Raw genomic sequence first — 16,669 nt, forward strand, 5'->3', positions numbered from 1 at the left:
GCGAACCGCCCCGGCCCACGGCTTGGGGGCGTGGCTACGCGGCGGTCATCGCCTCCCGATCGGATCGGGAAGAGAGGAGGCGATGACGTCGGCGACGTACGGCAGATGGTCGTTGAGGAAGAAGTGCCCCCCGGTCAGGACGTGGCAGGAGAAGGCGCCCCGCACCTCGCGCTGCCAGGCCCGGGCGTCCTCCACGCCGACGCGGGGGTCGCTGTCGCCCGTGAGGACGGTGACCGGGCAGCTCAGCGGCTCCCCGGGGCGGTACACGTAGTCGTCGACGATCTGGTAGTCGGCGCGCATCGACGGCAGGAAGAGCGAGAGCAGTTCGGGGGAGGCGAGGAGTTCGTCGGCGGTGCCGGACAACTTCCGCATCTCCTCGACGAGTTCGGCGTCGGACATCTCGCGCACCGGCCGCATCGCCCCGGTCCGGCGCGGCAGCGAGGGCGCCCGTCGGCCCGACAGGAAGAGCGCCACGGGAGGCCGCCCCTGTGCCTCAAGCCGCCGCGCGGCCTCGAACGCCACGGTGGCGCCCATGCTGTGCCCGAACAGAGCGAGAGGCGCGGAACCGACCCCCGAGTCCAGCTCACCCAGCACGGCATCGACGATCTCGTCCGCCCCCGCGGCGAACGGCTCGCCGTACCGGTCCTGACGCCCCGGGTACTGCACGATCAGCGGCTCCACGATCCCCGTGACCGCCCCGGACAACGCGTGATACGCGCTGACGGAACCCCCCGCGTGCGGGAAGCAGAGCAGACGGACCCCGGCGTCGGGAGCGGGGTGGCAGCAACGTATCCAGTCGCCCACGAGCGCGCCCTCCTTTCCTCAACCGCAGGGGACCGCCGACCGGCCCCCTGCCGCAGGCCAGCATGCCGGACGGACAGCCCACCCCGATAGATCCCGCGTCTGCGGGTACCGGTGGGAGGACCGACGACGGACACGCAAAGGAGATGAGGACATGGCCTCCTCGCTGCTCGAAGCCGTAGACATCAAGGCGCCGGTCGCCGTGAGCTGGGCGCTGTGGGAGAACGTCGAGCGCTGGCCGTCCTTCCTCAGCCACGTCAAACACGTCCAGCGCATCGACGGCAAGACCTTCGCCTGGCAGGTCGCCCTCCCCGGCGCGGACAAGAGCTTCGTGGCCGAACTCACCGAAGTGGTCCCGCAGGACCGCATCGCCTGGCACACCACGGAGGGCGTCCACCACGCGGGCGTGGTCACCTTCCACCACCTGAGCGCCACGGAGAGCCGGGTAACCCTCCAGATCGAGTACGACCCCCAGGGGTTCATAGAACACCTGGGGGCCCTCACCAACCTCGACGCCACCCTGGCCAACTACGACTTGGGCGAATTCAAGAAGATGGCGGAACGAACGGTCTCCGAAGGCACCGGGGACTAGGCGGACTTCCTCAGCGTCCGCCCGGTGACCATCACCCCCGCCACGACGGCCGCGGCCAGGGTGGCGATGATCGCCGTGAGGACGGCTCCGCTGTCCAGGTGCAGACCGACGTCGGACGAGGTGGCCTGCGAGAGGCCGGAGGCCATGCCCGCCAGCGGGGGCAGCGTCACCAGGACACCCAGGCCGGCGCCGACGGCCACCAGCACCGCGGTCTCGCCCGCCGCCAGCCTGAGGAGCTGGCGGACGGTGCCGCCCGCCGACTTCATCACCGCGTAGTCCCGGCGACGGCCGTGGGCCGCCATGGCCATGCTGTTGGCGACGGCGATCACGCTGTAGCCGACGGCGATGACGATGAGCATCGTGGCCAGGCTGTCGGTGAGCTTGGCGTCGGTGTTGTAGTCGTCGAGCGCGTACCGCATGGCGTCGTGCAGGACGGTCCCGGGGACCGCGGCGGAGGCCCTGCTTCCCGCCGGGACGAAGATGTCGTCGGTGAGCGCGGCCGGGTCGTGGGCTCGGACCAGGTCACGGGCGACCACGAAGTCACCGCGGGCCGGGTCGTCGGGCAGGACCTTGCTGATCCTCAGGGTGACGCTCGCGCCGTCGGCGAACCGGACCCGGACGCTCCGGCCCTCTTCCAGACCGAGGCCGTCGGCGGTGCGCCGGCCGAGCACAGCCTCTCCCGGCTTGTTCCACCGGGCGTCACGGGTGCCGAGTACGTCCAGGACGGTCCGCTCCTCGCCGACGAACGCGCGGGTCGGCAGGGAGGCCTTGCCGACGGGGTTGGCGGCGACGACCTCGTCGGTGTTGCCGGGGGTGCCGTCCGAGGTGACGATCGTCTGGCCGGCGACCTTGCGTGCCTCGCCCGCCGGGTAGGCCGCCCGCATCGTCTCGACCGCTCCGCTGAGCAGGACCGCGAAGCCGACGGCGGCGATCACGGGAGCCACCAGGGACGCGGCGCGACGGGAGTTGGCGATGAGTTCGGAGCGGATCAGGACGGGAGCGGCCGGGCCGCGCTTCTGGAAGGGGGCGGTGAGGAGGCGGCCGACGGGGCCGATGAGGGCGGGAGCCAGCAGGGCGGCGGCGACGATGAGCGTCATCGTCGCGAGGAGCGCCATGCTGACGCGGTTGTCGGCGCCGGTGGTGGCGGTGCCGACGGCGAGGGCGGCACCCAGGCCGAGGACGGACAGCCCGGCGATCCCACGCCCGCGCCCCATCCCGTCGTTGGCGGAGCGGCTGTCCAGCAGGGCCTCGATCGGGGCCACCTTCGCGGCCTTGCGGCCGGCGGCCCAGGCACCGATGACGCTCACACCGATGCCGACCGCGCAGGCGGTGAGCAGCGGCCAGGCGGCCACGGTGACCTCCATGCCCGGCGGGGTGACGTCAAGGCCCTTGAGGATGTCGCGCAGGATCGGGGTGGCGGCGACGCCGGCCAGGCAGCCGACGAGCGAACCGAGCAGGCCCACCACGGCGGCCTCGCCGAGGATCATGCGGCGGATCTGGCTCGGTGCGGCGCCGATGGTGCGCAGCAGGCCGATCTCCCTGCGGCGCATGCCGGTCGACAGGACCAGCATGGAGGCGACGACGAAGACCGTGGTGAACAGGCCGAGGGCGGCCATGGCGCCGATGAGCTGGACGCCGAGGTTGCGCTTGTGCTCGACGTACTGGGGCTGTAGTTCGGAGCGGGCGTCACCGGCCAGGACGTCGCCCCGGTCGCCGAGCGCCTGCCGCGCGCCGGACGCGATGGCGGCGGCGGACGCTCCCTTGTCCGCGATGAGGGCGAGGGCGCCGACACCGGGCTGCTGCTCGGCGGCGAAGGCGTCGCTGAAGTAGTAGCCGGGGCCGTCGACGGTGCCGACGACGGTGAACCGCTTGCGGCCCTCGGTGATGTTGACGGTGAGCCGGCTGCCCGCTGCCACGCCCAGGGCGCGGTCGACCACGACCTCGCCGTTCCCGCCGGGGGCCCGGCCGGAGACGAGCCGGTAGGGCGCCATCCGCGCGCTGCCCCAGCCGTGCCCCGCTTCCGCGGCGCCCTCGTCGGCGACCGGCTTGCCGCCCTTCAGGGCCTGGGCGTAGAAGGAGCGGTCCACCACGACGGCGGCGACTCCGGGGACGGCGTCGAGCCTGGCCCGGACCGGAGCGGCCTCGGCCCGGCTCCACGGCATCCGGTCCTCGGGGCTGCCCTCCTGGTCGAGGGCCTTCTGGGGCAGGGCCAGGGCGGCGGCGCCCGCGTAGCGGTCCTGGACGGAGGGGCGGGAGGAGTCGTAGATGACCAGGGTCGTGGTGATGAGGGCCACGCCGACCATGACGGCGAGGAAGGCCCCGAGGAAGCCGGACCAGCGCTCGCGTACGTTCGCGAGGATCAGCATCACGCCTCCAGCCGGGCCATGTGGGCGGCGACCGCGGCGGCGTTGTCGCTCTGCGAGTCCTTGTTCAGCGGGATACGGTCGGCGATCCGGCCGTCCTTGATGAAGACGACGACGTCGGCCACGGAGGCCGCCACCGGGTCGTGGGTGACCATCAGCGTCGTCTGGCCCTCCTGGTCGACCAGCATCCGCATCATCCGCAGCACTTCCTTGGAGGTGACGGTGTCCAGGGCGCCGGTGGGCTCGTCCGCGAAGAGGACGTCGGGGCGGGTGACCAGGGCCCGGGCGAGGGCCACGCGCTGCTGCTGGCCACCGGAGAGCTGACTGGGCCGGTGGCTCGCACGGTCGGCCAGACCGACCGAGGCGAGCGCGCCCGCGACCTGCTCGGGTCTGACCTTGCGGCCGGCGAACCGGGAAGGAAGCTCCACGTTCTGTGCCGCCGTCAGCGACTCGACGAGGTTGAAGGCCTGGAAGACGAAGCCGATGTGCTCGCGGCGGAGTTCGGTGCGCTGCTTCTCGTTCTGCTCGCCGATGTCGACGCCGGCGAGAACGATGCGTCCTTCGGTCGGCTGCTCCAGTCCGGCCGCGCACTGGAGCAGGGTCGACTTCCCCGAGCCGGAGGGGCCCATGATCGCGGTGAAGGTGCCGCGGGGAAAGCCGATGGAGACGCTGTCCAGTGCGGTCACCGCGTGGTCGCCCGAGCCGTGGACCTTGCGCACGCCGTGGAGTTCGACCGCGTCCTGCACGGAGGCCTGCCTCGCAGTTGTAGTTGCTGCCGCTGTCGCCGCTGTCGCCGTTGTCGTCGCTGTCGCCGTTGTCGTCATGCGTCGATCTCACTGCACGAGGGGGTCCGCGGGCACTGGCCCGCTCTCTACTTCCGGGGTAGTGCCAGCTCTACCTCGATCACCCGAACTCCCGGGCTACGGTGACCACATGCGCCCCACGACGGCCTGGCAGGCCATGGCTCAACGTCCCCTGAGCTTTCTGACATCGAGCTGGCCCTGGAGGTCCCTGGCCTATCTGAGCAGCGGTGTTCTGGTGGGTACGGCGGCGGTGGTGATCTTCGCCGTCGGACTGGCGGCCGGGATGGCGCTGCTGCTGGTGCTGATAGGCATCGCCCCCCTCGCGGGCCTGGTCACGGCCTCCACGGTGGTGGCGAGACTGGAGCGCCAACGGCTGCGGCTGGTGGACCTGGACCGGCTGCCGGACCCGCACCGGCGCCCGGACGGGCCGGGCACCAGGGCATGGGTGGCGACCCGGATCAAGGAGCAGGTGACCTGGCGGGAGCTGGTGTTCACGCTCATCTCGTCGGCGGGGCTGTGGTGGGTGGACCTGATGGTGCTGCTCTTCTGCTTCGGGCTGCCGGCCGTCTTCCTCAGCTCCCTGGACGGCGAGACCTGGCCCTGGGCCATCTTCTCGGCGGTCGTGCTGCTCGCCTCGCCGTACACGGTGACCTCGTGGGCGGGGGCGCGGGCGGCGATGGCGCGCACCTTCCTCGCCCCGCGCGACCGGGAGCTGGCGGAGGAGCTGCGCGAGGTGCGCGCCTCGCAGGTACGCCTGCTGGACACCTTCGACGCGGAACGGGTACGGATCGAACGCGATCTGCATGACGGGGCGCAGCAACGGCTGGTGTCCCTGGGAATGACCCTCGGGATGCTGCGCCTGGAGACTCCTCCCGACTCCCCGCAGGCCGAACTGCTCACGCAGGCGGAGGCCCAGCTGTCCACCGCCCACCAGGAGCTGCGGGCCCTCATCCGGGGACTCAATCCGCCCGTACTGGCCGACCACGGGCTGGTCGCGGCGATCGAGGACTACGCCGCCCGGTTCCCGATCCCGGTCACGGTGGACCTACGGCTGCCCGAGAAGCTGCCCAGGAAGATCGAGACGACCATGTACTACCTCATCAACGAGGCCATGACGAACATCGCCAAGCACAGCGGGGCCGCGAGGGCGGAGGTGCGCGGTCGCTACCATGCCGATCTACTGATCTTCGACATCACGGACGACGGCCACGGCGGCGTGGACACGGAAGCGGGCAGCGGCGTGACCGGTCTCGCCGACCGGGTCAAGGCGCTCGACGGCCGTATGCGGGTGTCGAGTCCGGTCGGTGGTCCCACCCTGTTGCACGTGGAGGTTCCGTGTCGCTTCGCCTGATCGTGGCAGAGGACGCTGTCTTGTTGCGCGAAGGCCTGGTCGGGCTGTTGCAGCGGGTCGGGCACGAGGTGGTGGCGGCGGTCGGCGACGCCGAGGCCCTGGTCGCGGCCGCGCGCACCGAGCGGCCCGACCTGATCGTCACCGACGTACGGATGCCGCCGACGCTGAGCGATGACGGACTGAAGGCGGCGATGCAACTCCGGGAGGAATTCCCCGGGTTGCCGGTGCTGGTGCTCAGCCAGTACGTGGAACGCTCGTACGCGCTCGGCCTGCTGGACTCGGGCGGCGGAGCCGGAGTCGGCTACCTGCTCAAGGAACGGGTGGCCGCGGTCGCCGACTTCACGGCCGCCATCGACCGGATCGCCGTCGGCGGGACGGTGGTGGACCCGGAGGTGATCCAGCAGCTCGTACGGTTGCGGAAGGACCCCCTGGAAGGGCTGAGCCCCCGGGAGCGCGAGGTGCTCGGCCTGATCGCCCAGGGCCGCACCAACGCGGCCATCGCCGCGGAGCTGTTCGTCAGCGAGGCCGCCGTGAACAAGCACATCGGCAACATCTTCGCCAAGCTCGACCTGCCGGTGGCCACCGAAGGGCACCGGCGGGTCCTCGCGGTGCTCGCCTTCCTCCGCTCCTGACCGGCCCGCGTCGACGGCGAGGCACCCGTCGGCGGGGCACCTGTCGGCGAGGCACCCGCCACAAGGCCGTCACAGGGGCAACGGCCCAAGGCCTTCCACCACGTCGGCGAGGTCGCGGATCACGTCGGTGTCGCCGCCGGTACGCCAGCAGAGCGCCCAGTGACCGAGCGGCGCGTCGCGGATGGGGATGTAGGCGATGTCGGGCCGGGCGTAGTAGCGCAGCGCGTGCGCGTGAACGGGACAGACCGCTTCGCCGCTGGCGACGATGGCGAGCAGCTGCGTGCCGTCGCCCGCGGCAGGCCCCTCGGCGATCGGCTGTCCGCTCGGGGTGCGCGCGGGGATCAGCGCCTCGCGCCAGTAGCCGGGTGCGGCACCGGTCGGGACGGCCTCGTAGGCGAGGTCCTCGTAGGAGACGGAGTCACGTGCGGCCAGCCGGTGGGCGGAGGACACGCACAGCACGACGGGTTCGGTGTAGACGACAGGACCCACGGTGAGGCCCGCTTCCCTGATCGGAAGCCAGGCGAGCAGGACGTCGACGGTGCCGCGGCGCAGGGCGGAGAACGGGTCGTCGTAGCCCATGGCGCGGATCCGTACGTGGCAGCCGGGGCGGCGGGACGAGAACGCGACGAGTACGGGCCGCAGATCCTCGCTGTTGCCGGACATCATGCCCAGGCGCAGCACCTCCGTCCCCCTCCTGGCGGTCGACGCGGCCCGCTCCAGGCTCTGCCGCAGGGCGCGGTGCACCGGAAGCAGGTCGTCGTAGAGCTGCCGGCCGAGGGGGGTGAGGCGGACGTGGTGACTGGAGCGGTCGAAGAGAGCGCCGCCCAGGCGGCGCTCCTGCTTCTTGATCGCCTGGCTGACCCGGGCGGGGGAGACGCGCAACCGCTCGGCGGTCCGCCCGAAATGCAGCTCCTGACCAAGCGTCAGGAAGATCTCGATGTCCCTGATCTCCACGTGGCCCCCGGTCCCGCCCCGCACCCCGCACCCCGGCCGCGTTAACCGCAAGGTTAACGCGCGCTACAGGAAAGGCGGTTGCCGCGAATCCCGCGGTGACCAATAGTCGAGGCCGAGCTGTGGCGACGCCAGAAGCGCGCCGGGTCGCCGACGCGATACGGAACCCAGCTGGAACTGTGCTGGACCTCAGCTGACCCATGGGACGCACTCAAGAAGGTAGGGCAGTATGAAGCACCTACAGACCGGCGTATTGCTCGCCGCCACCCTCTCCACAGGGCTCATGGCCGGACTGTTCGCCGCCTTCTCCTACGCGGTCATGCCCGGCCTGGCCCGCTCGTCCGACCACACGCTCGTCGAGGCGATGCAGAGCATCAACAAGGCCATCATCAACCCGGCCTTCATGCTCCCGTTCATGGGCTCGATCCCTCTCCTGGGCCTGGCCGTGTTCCTGTCCTGGCGAGAAGACGGCCGCCCGGCCCTGCCCTGGCTGATCGCAGCCCTGGCCCTGTACCTGGTGGCCTTCGTGGTCACCAGCGCCATCAACGTCCCCTTGAACGACCAACTCGCGAACGCGGGAGACCCCGGCCACGTCAGACACCTGGCGGAGACCCGCGCGGACTTCGAGAACAAGTGGGCCACCTGGAACACGGTCCGAGCCCTGCTGCACATAGCGGCGTTCGCGGCCCTGCTCTGGGCCCTGCTCGCACACGGCGCGCACCGCACACAGGGAAACGACACGACAGCCAAACCCCAACAAACGGCCACACCGACGCTCCATGCAGCCCCCACGAACCACTGAGCGGCCGACGGCCAAGGGGAGCCCGGTGAGACTGGGCCCCCTGCATCTGCCATGGCCAGGGCGCTCGATCGTCCACTCCGGGTGCCGGAGGTGGCGCCGGCCGGGTAGAGGGTTACGGCAGTTGATCCGCCAGCCACTCGAGACGGGACCGGTGCCCCAGCGCCGCAGTAGCTCGCGCCTTGAACGGTCATGAAGAAGCTCTGGAGACATCCAGAGCTCCTTCATGTTTTCCTGCCACCCCAAAGCGATCCCGCAGTGCTGGAGTGCCAAAATCTCCCCAGGGAAGAAGCAGGGGGGGAAGATGCAAGACCAGCGTGCTGCCATTCCGAGCGAGCTCGATGCGGACCACGGGGTCACTGCGGTGACCATGGGATGGCTTCGGGAGCGTTACAACCCGGAGTGGGGGCGTCTTAGCGCCAGTCGAGCCAGCGAGATCAGCCGTTGGCTTACGACACAGGAGATTGCGCACATCCCGTCGTCGCTCCCCTCGCGAGAAGTGGAAGAGGTAGTGCTCTACCGGCCGTCCTCCCGGATCGGCGTGTACATCAACGCAGCGCGCTTGGATGGGCCGTTTGAACACCGCCCAGCCGCTGCCGCTTACTTCCTGCAAGACATCGCGAGGAGGCTGAATGGTGCCCCGCAAGCTGAGGCCGAGCGCAGCTGACGGCGCCTGGTGAGCCCTCGGGATGCGCTTCAGCTCCTGAGGGTGAGCCTTAAGCCTCCGAAACGACAATTACGTCTTGGATGACGCCTGACCTGCACAAAGGTCATCAAGATCATTACGTGATCACTGGCATACAGCTGCTCTCGACGGCACCCGCCTGCACATACGCGAAGACCCCGGCCTCAGCGTTTCCGCTGGAGACGGGGTCTTTGGGCACCTACTACAAGGTGCCCCCGGCAGGATTCGAACCTGCGCACACGGCTCCGGAGGCCGTTGCTCTATCCCCTGAGCTACGGGGGCGTATCGTCGCGGTTGCGCGGCGACGGGTAGAACCCTACCAGCTCTCCGGGGCTGCCCATGAACAGGTATTTCCACGCTCCGGGGGGCGTCCGGGTGGGGGCCTGCGGGCGGCGGCCCGCAGGCGCGGGCGGGGCGGCTCTCGTGGGGCGGAAGTGGGGAAAACCGGGACGCGGCGGTGGGCGCGGACCTACTCTCGAGTTGTGTCAGGCGTGCCCGGCCGCGTGCTTGTTGTGGACGACAACAAGGTCATTCGGCAACTGATCAGGGTCAACCTCGAGCTGGAGGGCTTCGAGGTCGTGACCGCGGCTGATGGTGCCGAGTGCCTGGACGTCGTACATCAGGTGCAGCCCGACGTGGTCACCCTCGATGTCGTGATGCCCCGGCTCGACGGTCTGCGCACCGCCGAACGGCTGCGTGCCGACGCGCGGACCCGGGAGCTGCCCGTCGTCATCATCAGCGCCTGTACGCAGTACGAGGTCGAAAGCGGTCTGGAGGTCGGCGTCGACGCCTTCCTCGCCAAGCCCTTTGAACCTAGTGAACTGGTGGATGTGGTACGGCAATTGATGGGGCGTCGGGCGGGTTCCGGCGGCCATGGGGGTCTGACCGGTCACGTGAGGCAGGCCAGTCAGGCAAGGCAGGCAAGTCAGGCCGGTCAGGCCGGTCAAGGGCTCGATCCCGTGGGCAGCCGCTGCCCCGCCGGTGATGGCGGCGGCAGCAACGGCCTCTCCGGCGAAGCCGAGCCCGCCGCCCGCCCCGGCGGCTGACCCAGGCCCCCAGACCCCGGGCCCCGGTCCCCAGGTCCAGCAGCGGCCGGCCCCCGGGGAGGGGGATACCCAGCGGCCCTCCCCGCGGGGGATCGCAAACCCAGCCCCCCTCCCAGGCCCCTGCCCAGCCCCGTCCACATCCCAAGACCATCCAGAAACCAAGTCGCCGACCCACCCCCCTCCTCCCATACGCTTGTCCCGTGACCCCCGTCGAGCTTTCCCGCACCGTGCTGCGCGCCATGCGCCACGCCGTTGACGCGGGCGAGCTGCGCGTGGACGTGCCGGAGAGTGTGAAGGTCGAGCCGCCCCGGCCCGGCGGGTGTGGGGACTACGCCACCAACCTCGCCCTGCGGGTCGCCCGCGACGCCGGAAGGCCCCCCCGGGAAGTCGCCGAGCTGCTCTCCCCGTGGCTCGCCGCCGAGCCCGGGATCGCCGGGGTCGACATCACCGGGCCCGGCTTCCTCAACATCACCCTCGCGGGCGCGCCCGCCGAGGCCCTCGTCCGCGACATCCTCCGGTGCGGGGAGTCCTACGGGCACGTCCGGCCCGACACCGGCGCGCTCGCCCAGCTCCACACCCCCCACGAAGTCCGCGCCGTCGTCGTCGCCGACAGCGCCCGCCGCATCCTGCGCTCCCAGGGGGTCCTCGTCCGCGTCACCTCGGACGCGGCGCCCGACCGGGAATGGGTCGACACCCTCGGCGTACGCGTCGACGCGTACGGCCGCCCCCCGCAGCCGCTCCCCACCCTGCGGCCCGTGCCCGCCCCGGCCGCCCCCCTCCGCCTCGGCCGCGACGCCGCCCGCTGGGCCCTGCTGTACCCCGCCGCCCACGACCATCCCCGCATCGCGCCCGAGCAGGGCGGCGACGAGCACCTCGCGCAGCGCGAGACCAACCCCCTCTTCCGGGTCCGCTACGCCCACGCCCGCTCCCGCGCCCTCACCCGCAACGCCGCCGCCCTGGGTTTCGACTCCGCGCCGGGACCCCTCCAGGGCCCTGCCTCCGACGAGGCCACCCCGCACGAACTGCTCGGGCACCTCGCCGCCCACCCCCCCGTCCTCGCCGCCGCCGCCCGCCACCGCGCCCCCGACCGGCTCGCCCGGCATCTGGTCGCGATCGCCGATGGTCTGCTCGCGTACCAGCACACCGTCCTGCCCCTCGGTGACGAGAAACCCTCGGCCGCCCACCGTGCCCGGCTCGCCCTCGCCGAAGCCGCCGGGACGGTGCTCGCCGGTGGCCTGTCCCTGCTCGGCGTCAGCGCACCCGACTATCTGTGACACCGTCATACGTGACACCGTGAGAGACGAGACGACCGAGCCATGAGCCGTTCCGCACACCCCGCAGGGCCCCGCCACGCCGACGTCCTGACCGAGGGGCACTACAGCGCTCCGCCGACCGACCTCAACGCCCTGGACGCCAAGGTCTGGTCCCGCACCGTCACCCGCACCCCCGAGGGCGTCGTCAGCATGGGCGGCATCGAGGTGACGCGGCTGGCCGAGGAGTTCGGCACCCCCGCGTACTTCGTCGACGAGGCCGACTTCCGCGCCCGCTGCCGCGCCTGGCGCGACGCCTTCGGGCCCGAGGCCGACGTCTTCTACGCCGGCAAGGCGTTCCTGTCGCGGGCCGTCGTGCGCTGGCTGCACGAGGAAGGCCTCAACCTCGACGTGTGCAGCGGCGGCGAGCTGACCACCGCCCTCGGCGCGGGCATGCCCGCCGAGCGCATCGCCTTCCACGGGAACAACAAGACCGAGGACGAGATCCACCGTGCGATCGAGGCCGGCGTCGGGCGCATCGTGCTCGACTCCTTCCAGGAGATCGTGCGCGTCTCGCACATCGCCGAGCGGCTCGGCCGGCGCCAGCGCGTGCAGATCCGGGTGACCGTGGGCGTCGAGGCCCACACCCACGAGTTCATCGCGACCGCGCACGAGGACCAGAAGTTCGGCATCGCGCTGGCAGGGGGGCAGGCCGCGGAGGCCGTGCGGCGCGCCCTCAAGCTCGACGGGATCGAGCTGATCGGCATCCACTCGCACATCGGGTCGCAGATCTTCGACATGGCGGGGTTCGAGGTCTCCGCCCGCCGCGTGGTGCAGCTGCTCGCCGAGGTGCGCGACGAGCACGGCGTGGAGCTGCCCGAGATCGACCTCGGCGGTGGTCTCGGCATCGCGTACACCCCGGAGGACGACCCGCGCGAGCCGCACGAGATCGCCAGGGCGCTGGGCGAGATCGTCACGCGTGAGTGCGAGGCCGCCGGGCTCCGCACCCCCCGCATCTCCGTCGAGCCGGGACGCGCCATCGTCGGCCCGACCGCCTTCACGCTCTACGAGGTCGGCACCATCAAGCCCCTCGAAGGCCTGCGTACGTACGTCTCCGTGGACGGCGGTATGTCGGACAACATCCGTACCGCGCTCTACGACGCCGAGTACACCGTCGCCCTGGTCTCCCGCTCCTCCGACGCCGAGCCCATGCTCGTGCGCGTCGTCGGCAAGCACTGCGAGAGTGGTGACATCGTCGTACGCGACGCGTTCCTGCCGGCCGACCTCGCGCCCGGCGACCTGATCGCCGTCCCCGCGACCGGCGCGTACTGCCGCTCGATGGCGAGCAACTACAACCACGCTCTCCGCCCGCCCGTCGTCGCCGTCGAGGGCGGCGCGGCGCGGGTGATCGTCCGGCGTGAGACGGAGGAGGATCTCCTGCGTCTCGACGTCGGATGACGAAAAAGATGAAATAGATGTCTCAGGATCCGGACATTGGACGGAAAGTCCGTTCCGGTGGGTGAGACTGGGACCACCGTAGATGTAAGAGAAGTGAGGTCGGATGATGCGTACGCGTCCGCTGAAGGTGGCGCTGCTGGGCTGTGGGGTTGTCGGCTCAGAGGTGGCGCGCATCATGACGACGCACGCCGACGACCTCACAGCCAGGATCGGCGCCCCGGTGGAGCTGGCCGGGGTCGCCGTCCGCCGCCCCTCGAAGGTGCGTGAGGGAATCGACCCGGACCTCATCACCACCGACGCGACCGCGCTGGTCAAGCGCGGTGATATTGACGTCATCGTCGAGGTGATCGGCGGGATCGAGCCCGCCCGGACCCTCATCACCACCGCGTTCGAACACGGTGCCTCCGTCGTCTCCGCGAACAAGGCGCTCATCGCGCAGGACGGCGCCGCGCTGCACGAGGCCGCCGTCGAGTACGGACGGGACCTGTACTACGAGGCCGCCGTCGCCGGTGCCATCCCGCTGATCCGGCCGCTGCGCGAGTCCATGGCGGGCGACAAGGTCAACCGCGTCCTCGGCATCGTGAACGGCACCACCAACTTCATCCTCGACGCCATGGACACGACGGGGGCCGGGTACCAGGAGGCCCTGGACGAGGCCACCGCGCTCGGGTACGCCGAGGCCGACCCGACCGCCGACGTCGAGGGCTTCGACGCCGCCGCCAAGGCCGCGATCCTCGCCGGCATCGCCTTCCACACGCGCGTACGCCTCGACGACGTGTACCGCGAGGGCATGACCGAGGTGACGGCCGCCGACTTCGCGTCCGCGAAGCGGATGGGCTGCACCATCAAGCTCCTCGCCATCTGCGAGCGGGCCGCTGACGGTGAGTCGGTGACCGCGCGCGTGCATCCCGCGATGATTCCGCTCAGCCATCCGCTGGCCTCGGTCCGCGAGGCGTACAACGCCGTGTTCGTCGAGGCGGAGGCCGCGGGACAGCTCATGTTCTACGGGCCCGGCGCGGGCGGCTCGCCCACCGCGTCCGCCGTCCTCGGCGACCTCGTCGCCGTCTGCCGCAACAAACTCGCCGAGACCACCGGACCCGGCGACTCCGCGTACACCCAGCTGCCCGTGGGCTCCATGGGCGAGGTCGTCACGCGCTATCACATCAGCCTCGACGTGGCCGACAAGCCGGGCGTGCTCGCCCAGGTCGCGACGGTCTTCGCCGAGCACGGCGTATCGATCGATACGGTTCGCCAGACGGGCAAGGACGGCGAGGCCTCCCTCGTCGTCGTCACCCATCGCGCGCCCGACGCCGCCCTCACCGGCACCGTCGACGCGCTGCGCAGACTCGACACCGTGCGTGGTGTCGCCAGCATCATGCGGGTTGAAGGGGAGTAAGCAGCAATGAGCCACCAGTGGCGCGGAATCATCGAGGAGTACCGGGACCGTCTCCCGGTCTCGGACACCACGCCGGTCGTGACGCTTCGCGAGGGCGGCACGCCGCTCGTACCCGCGCAGGTCCTCTCGGAGCGCACGGGCTGCGAGGTCCACCTCAAGGTCGAGGGCGCGAACCCCACGGGGTCCTTCAAGGACCGCGGCATGACCATGGCGATCACCAAGGCCAAGGAGGAGGGCGCGAAGGCCGTCATCTGCGCCTCCACCGGCAACACGTCGGCGTCCGCCGCCGCCTACGCCGTCCGCGCGGGCATGGTCTGCGCGGTCCTCGTCCCGCAGGGCAAGATCGCGCTCGGCAAGATGGGCCAGGCGCTCGTCTACGGCTCGAAGATCCTCCAGGTCGACGGCAACTTCGACGACTGCCTGAACCTCGCGCGCGCCCTCTCCGAGAACTACCCGGTGGCGCTGGTCAACTCGGTCAACCCGTTCCGCATCGAGGGCCAGAAGACCGCCTCCTTCGAGATCGTCGACGCCCTCGGCGACGCCCCCGACATCCACGTCCTTCCCGTCGGCAACGCCGGCAACATCACCGCCTACTGGAAGGGCTACAAGGAGTACGCCGCCGACTCGGTGTCGACGAGTACCCCCCGGATGTGGGGCTTCCAGGCCTCCGGTTCGGCGCCCATCGTGCGCGGCGAGATCGTCAAGGACCCCTCGACGATCGCCACCGCGATTCGCATCGGCAACCCCGCCTCGTGGCAGTACGCGCTCGCCGCGCGCGACGAGTCGGGCGGCCTCATCGACGAGGTGACGGACCGTGAGATCCTGCGCGCCTACAAGCTGTTGGCGTCCCAGGAAGGCGTCTTCGTGGAGCCCGCGTCGGCCGCCTCGGTCGCCGGTCTGCTGAAGGCCGCCGAGCAGGGCAAGGTGGACCCCGGCCAGCGCATCGTCTGCACGGTCACGGGCAACGGCCTCAAGGACCCGGACTGGGCCGTCGCGGGCGCCCCGCAGCCGGTCACCGTGCCGGTCGACGCGGCGGCCGCGGCCGAACGCCTCGGCCTGGCGTAACCGCGGCGGAACCCGCGAGGGAGCGGCGAAACCCGCTCCTCAGCGGCAAACCCGCGCCTGTGCCCAGGGGGTGGCACAGGGGGCATACGACACGCATCGTGCGCCTCCTGTGCGCCCTATGTCGCCACAGAACCTTCCTTCGATAGGCTGTACCGAACCCGCCCGCCGCATATGCCGCGGTGCCGCCGTTGTTCGCGGCCTTCGGGTCTTCCGTACATGTGGCACGTACGAAAACTACGCAGCCTCACAAACACGCAGCTCAAGGAGAGTCATCGAGCGATGGCCGGTCCAGCGTTCCGCGCCGCCGCCGTCCGGGTGCGCGTCCCCGCCACCAGCGCCAACCTCGGTCCGGGCTTCGACGCCCTGGGCCTGTCGCTGGGTCTGTACGACGACGTGGTCGTCCGGGTGGCCGACTCCGGCCTGAACATCGACATCGCCGGAGAGGGCGGTGAAACCCTCCCGCGCGACGAGTCGCACCTGCTCGTACGCTCGCTGCGCACGGCCTTCGACCTGCTCGGCGGACAGCCGCGCGGCCTGGAGATCGTCTGCGCCAACCGCATCCCGCACGGCCGCGGCCTCGGCTCCTCGTCCGCCGCCATCTGCGCGGGCATCGTCGCCGCCCGCGCCGTGACGATAGGCGGCGAGGCCAAGCTCGATGACGCGGCTCTCCTCGAACTCGCCACCGAGATCGAGGGCCATCCGGACAACGTCGCCGCCTGTCTGCTCGGCGGTTTCACGCTCTCCTGGATGGACGGGGGAGCGGCGCGGGCGATCCGGATGGATCCCGCCGATTCCATCGTTCCAGTGGTCTTCGTCCCCGGAAAGCCCGTCCTCACCGAGACGGCGCGCGGCCTGCTGCCGCGCACCGTCCCGCACGTCGACGCCGCCGCCAACGCGGGCCGGGCGGCCCTGCTCGTCGAGGCCCTGACCAGGCGCCCCGAGCTGCTGCTCCCCGCCACCGAGGACCGCCTGCACCAGGAGTACCGCGCCCCGGCCATGCCGGAGAGCGCCGCCCTGGTGGAGCGGCTGCGCGCCGACGGCGTGCCCGCGGTGATCTCCGGCGCGGGCCCCACGGTCCTCGCGCTGGCCGAAGACAGTGCGGCCGACAAGGTCGCACGCCTGGCGGGAGAGGGCTGGGCGGCCAACCGCCTGGCACTCGACGCCAGGGGAGCGAGCGTGCTGCCGCTCGCGCCCTGACGCGGTGAACACAGGGATTTCGGGGTGTCCCGGTCCCGAGAGGGGGAATGTTTGTTGGATCCGGTAGTGTTAATCTCAAGTCTGCACCCGACCTCACCATGGCGAGGTGCTTTGTGTCCCCGTCCGGGACAACCATTCTTCCGGGAGCCTCCCAAACTGCTCTGTGCCCCGCACTGAGCGGTCCTGAGCACGCTCCGGAACCGGCGTGACCGAGCCGGGTGACACGCACTTCAGTGGCACCGCACCGGGAATCGCCATCACCAATGAATTCTTCCGCCTC

The 16,669-nt window shown here is 71.0% G+C and carries 14 protein-coding genes and 1 tRNA gene; 10 read left to right on the plus strand and 5 right to left on the minus strand.

All coding sequences use genetic code 11. The annotated features are described in order from the left end of the window. Positions 1 to 45: 45 nt before the first annotated feature. Positions 46 to 804, minus strand: coding sequence for a thioesterase II family protein (locus CP975_RS24330; RefSeq protein ID WP_055529989.1), 759 nt, complete (start codon positions 802 to 804; stop codon positions 46 to 48). 151 nt (positions 805 to 955) lie between these two features. On the opposite strand from CP975_RS24330, the gene CP975_RS24335 reads away from it, so the two are divergent. Then, entirely contained in the window at positions 956 to 1,393 is a 438-nt protein-coding gene (locus tag CP975_RS24335; RefSeq protein ID WP_055529992.1) for an SRPBCC family protein, read from the plus strand. On the opposite strand, the gene CP975_RS24340 is transcribed toward CP975_RS24335, so the two are convergent. Both CP975_RS24340 and CP975_RS24345 read right to left on the minus strand, forming a co-directional pair. After that, positions 1,390 to 3,759, minus strand: a complete 2,370-nt coding sequence (locus CP975_RS24340; RefSeq protein ID WP_055529993.1) for an ABC transporter permease — start codon at positions 3,757 to 3,759, stop codon at positions 1,390 to 1,392. The two genes, CP975_RS24335 and CP975_RS24340, sit on opposite strands and share 4 nt — an antisense overlap. Next, positions 3,759 to 4,580 carry an ABC transporter ATP-binding protein gene (locus CP975_RS24345; RefSeq protein ID WP_150477348.1) on the minus strand — a complete coding sequence of 274 codons (822 nt, stop codon included), beginning with the start codon at positions 4,578 to 4,580 and terminating at the stop codon, positions 3,759 to 3,761. The genes CP975_RS24340 and CP975_RS24345 overlap by 1 nt, the downstream gene beginning before the upstream one ends. Positions 4,581 to 4,689: 109 nt before the next feature. On the opposite strand from CP975_RS24345, the gene CP975_RS24350 reads away from it, so the two are divergent. Both CP975_RS24350 and CP975_RS24355 read left to right on the plus strand, forming a co-directional pair. Beyond that, entirely contained in the window at positions 4,690 to 5,910 is a 1,221-nt protein-coding gene (locus tag CP975_RS24350) for a sensor histidine kinase (RefSeq protein ID WP_055529997.1), read from the plus strand. Next, positions 5,895 to 6,542, plus strand: coding sequence for a response regulator (locus CP975_RS24355; protein ID WP_055530004.1), 648 nt, complete (start codon positions 5,895 to 5,897; stop codon positions 6,540 to 6,542). Before CP975_RS24350 ends, CP975_RS24355 begins: the two co-directional genes overlap by 16 nt. Before the next feature lie 69 nt (positions 6,543 to 6,611). Here the strand turns inward: CP975_RS24355 and CP975_RS24360 are convergent, their stop codons facing one another. Beyond that, positions 6,612 to 7,496, minus strand: coding sequence for a LysR family transcriptional regulator (locus CP975_RS24360; protein WP_055530006.1), 885 nt, complete (start codon positions 7,494 to 7,496; stop codon positions 6,612 to 6,614). A gap of 226 nt (positions 7,497 to 7,722) precedes the next feature. Here CP975_RS24360 and CP975_RS24365 point away from each other — a divergent pair, with 226 nt between their 5' ends. After that, positions 7,723 to 8,295 (plus strand): anthrone oxygenase family protein, encoded by a 573-nt coding sequence (locus tag CP975_RS24365; protein ID WP_055530008.1) that lies wholly within the window; start codon positions 7,723 to 7,725, stop codon positions 8,293 to 8,295. Positions 8,296 to 9,187: 892 nt separating this feature from the next. On the opposite strand, the gene CP975_RS24375 is transcribed toward CP975_RS24365, so the two are convergent. Next, a tRNA-Arg gene (locus CP975_RS24375) sits at positions 9,188 to 9,259 on the minus strand. Positions 9,260 to 9,459: 200 nt separating this feature from the next. Between CP975_RS24375 and CP975_RS24380 the strand changes: the two genes are divergently transcribed. From CP975_RS24380 to thrB, 6 genes are all read left to right on the plus strand, one after another. Then, complete coding sequence (locus CP975_RS24380) at positions 9,460 to 10,023, plus strand: response regulator (protein WP_246201615.1); 564 nt, start codon at positions 9,460 to 9,462, stop codon at positions 10,021 to 10,023. Between the two features lie 200 nt (positions 10,024 to 10,223). Then, positions 10,224 to 11,297: an ArgS-related anticodon-binding protein NrtL gene (gene nrtL / locus CP975_RS24385; RefSeq protein ID WP_150477349.1), complete on the plus strand. Its 1,074-nt coding sequence runs from the start codon at positions 10,224 to 10,226 to the stop codon at positions 11,295 to 11,297. A 42-nt stretch (positions 11,298 to 11,339) separates the two neighbouring features. After that, positions 11,340 to 12,731, plus strand: a complete 1,392-nt coding sequence (gene lysA / locus CP975_RS24390) for a diaminopimelate decarboxylase (RefSeq protein ID WP_150477350.1) — start codon at positions 11,340 to 11,342, stop codon at positions 12,729 to 12,731. Positions 12,732 to 12,834: 103 nt separating this feature from the next. Continuing rightward, entirely contained in the window at positions 12,835 to 14,127 is a 1,293-nt protein-coding gene (locus tag CP975_RS24395) for a homoserine dehydrogenase (RefSeq protein WP_055534195.1), read from the plus strand. Positions 14,128 to 14,133: 6 nt separating this feature from the next. Next, positions 14,134 to 15,192 (plus strand): threonine synthase, encoded by a 1,059-nt coding sequence (gene thrC, locus CP975_RS24400; protein WP_055534193.1) that lies wholly within the window; start codon positions 14,134 to 14,136, stop codon positions 15,190 to 15,192. A 279-nt stretch (positions 15,193 to 15,471) separates the two neighbouring features. Next, on the plus strand, positions 15,472 to 16,389 hold the full coding sequence (gene thrB, locus CP975_RS24405) for a homoserine kinase (RefSeq protein ID WP_055534191.1): 918 nt from the start codon (positions 15,472 to 15,474) through the stop codon (positions 16,387 to 16,389). Positions 16,390 to 16,669 lie beyond the last annotated feature (280 nt).

The sequence above is a fragment of the Streptomyces alboniger genome (genome assembly GCF_008704395.1).
GTDB lineage: Bacteria > Actinomycetota > Actinomycetes > Streptomycetales > Streptomycetaceae > Streptomyces > Streptomyces alboniger.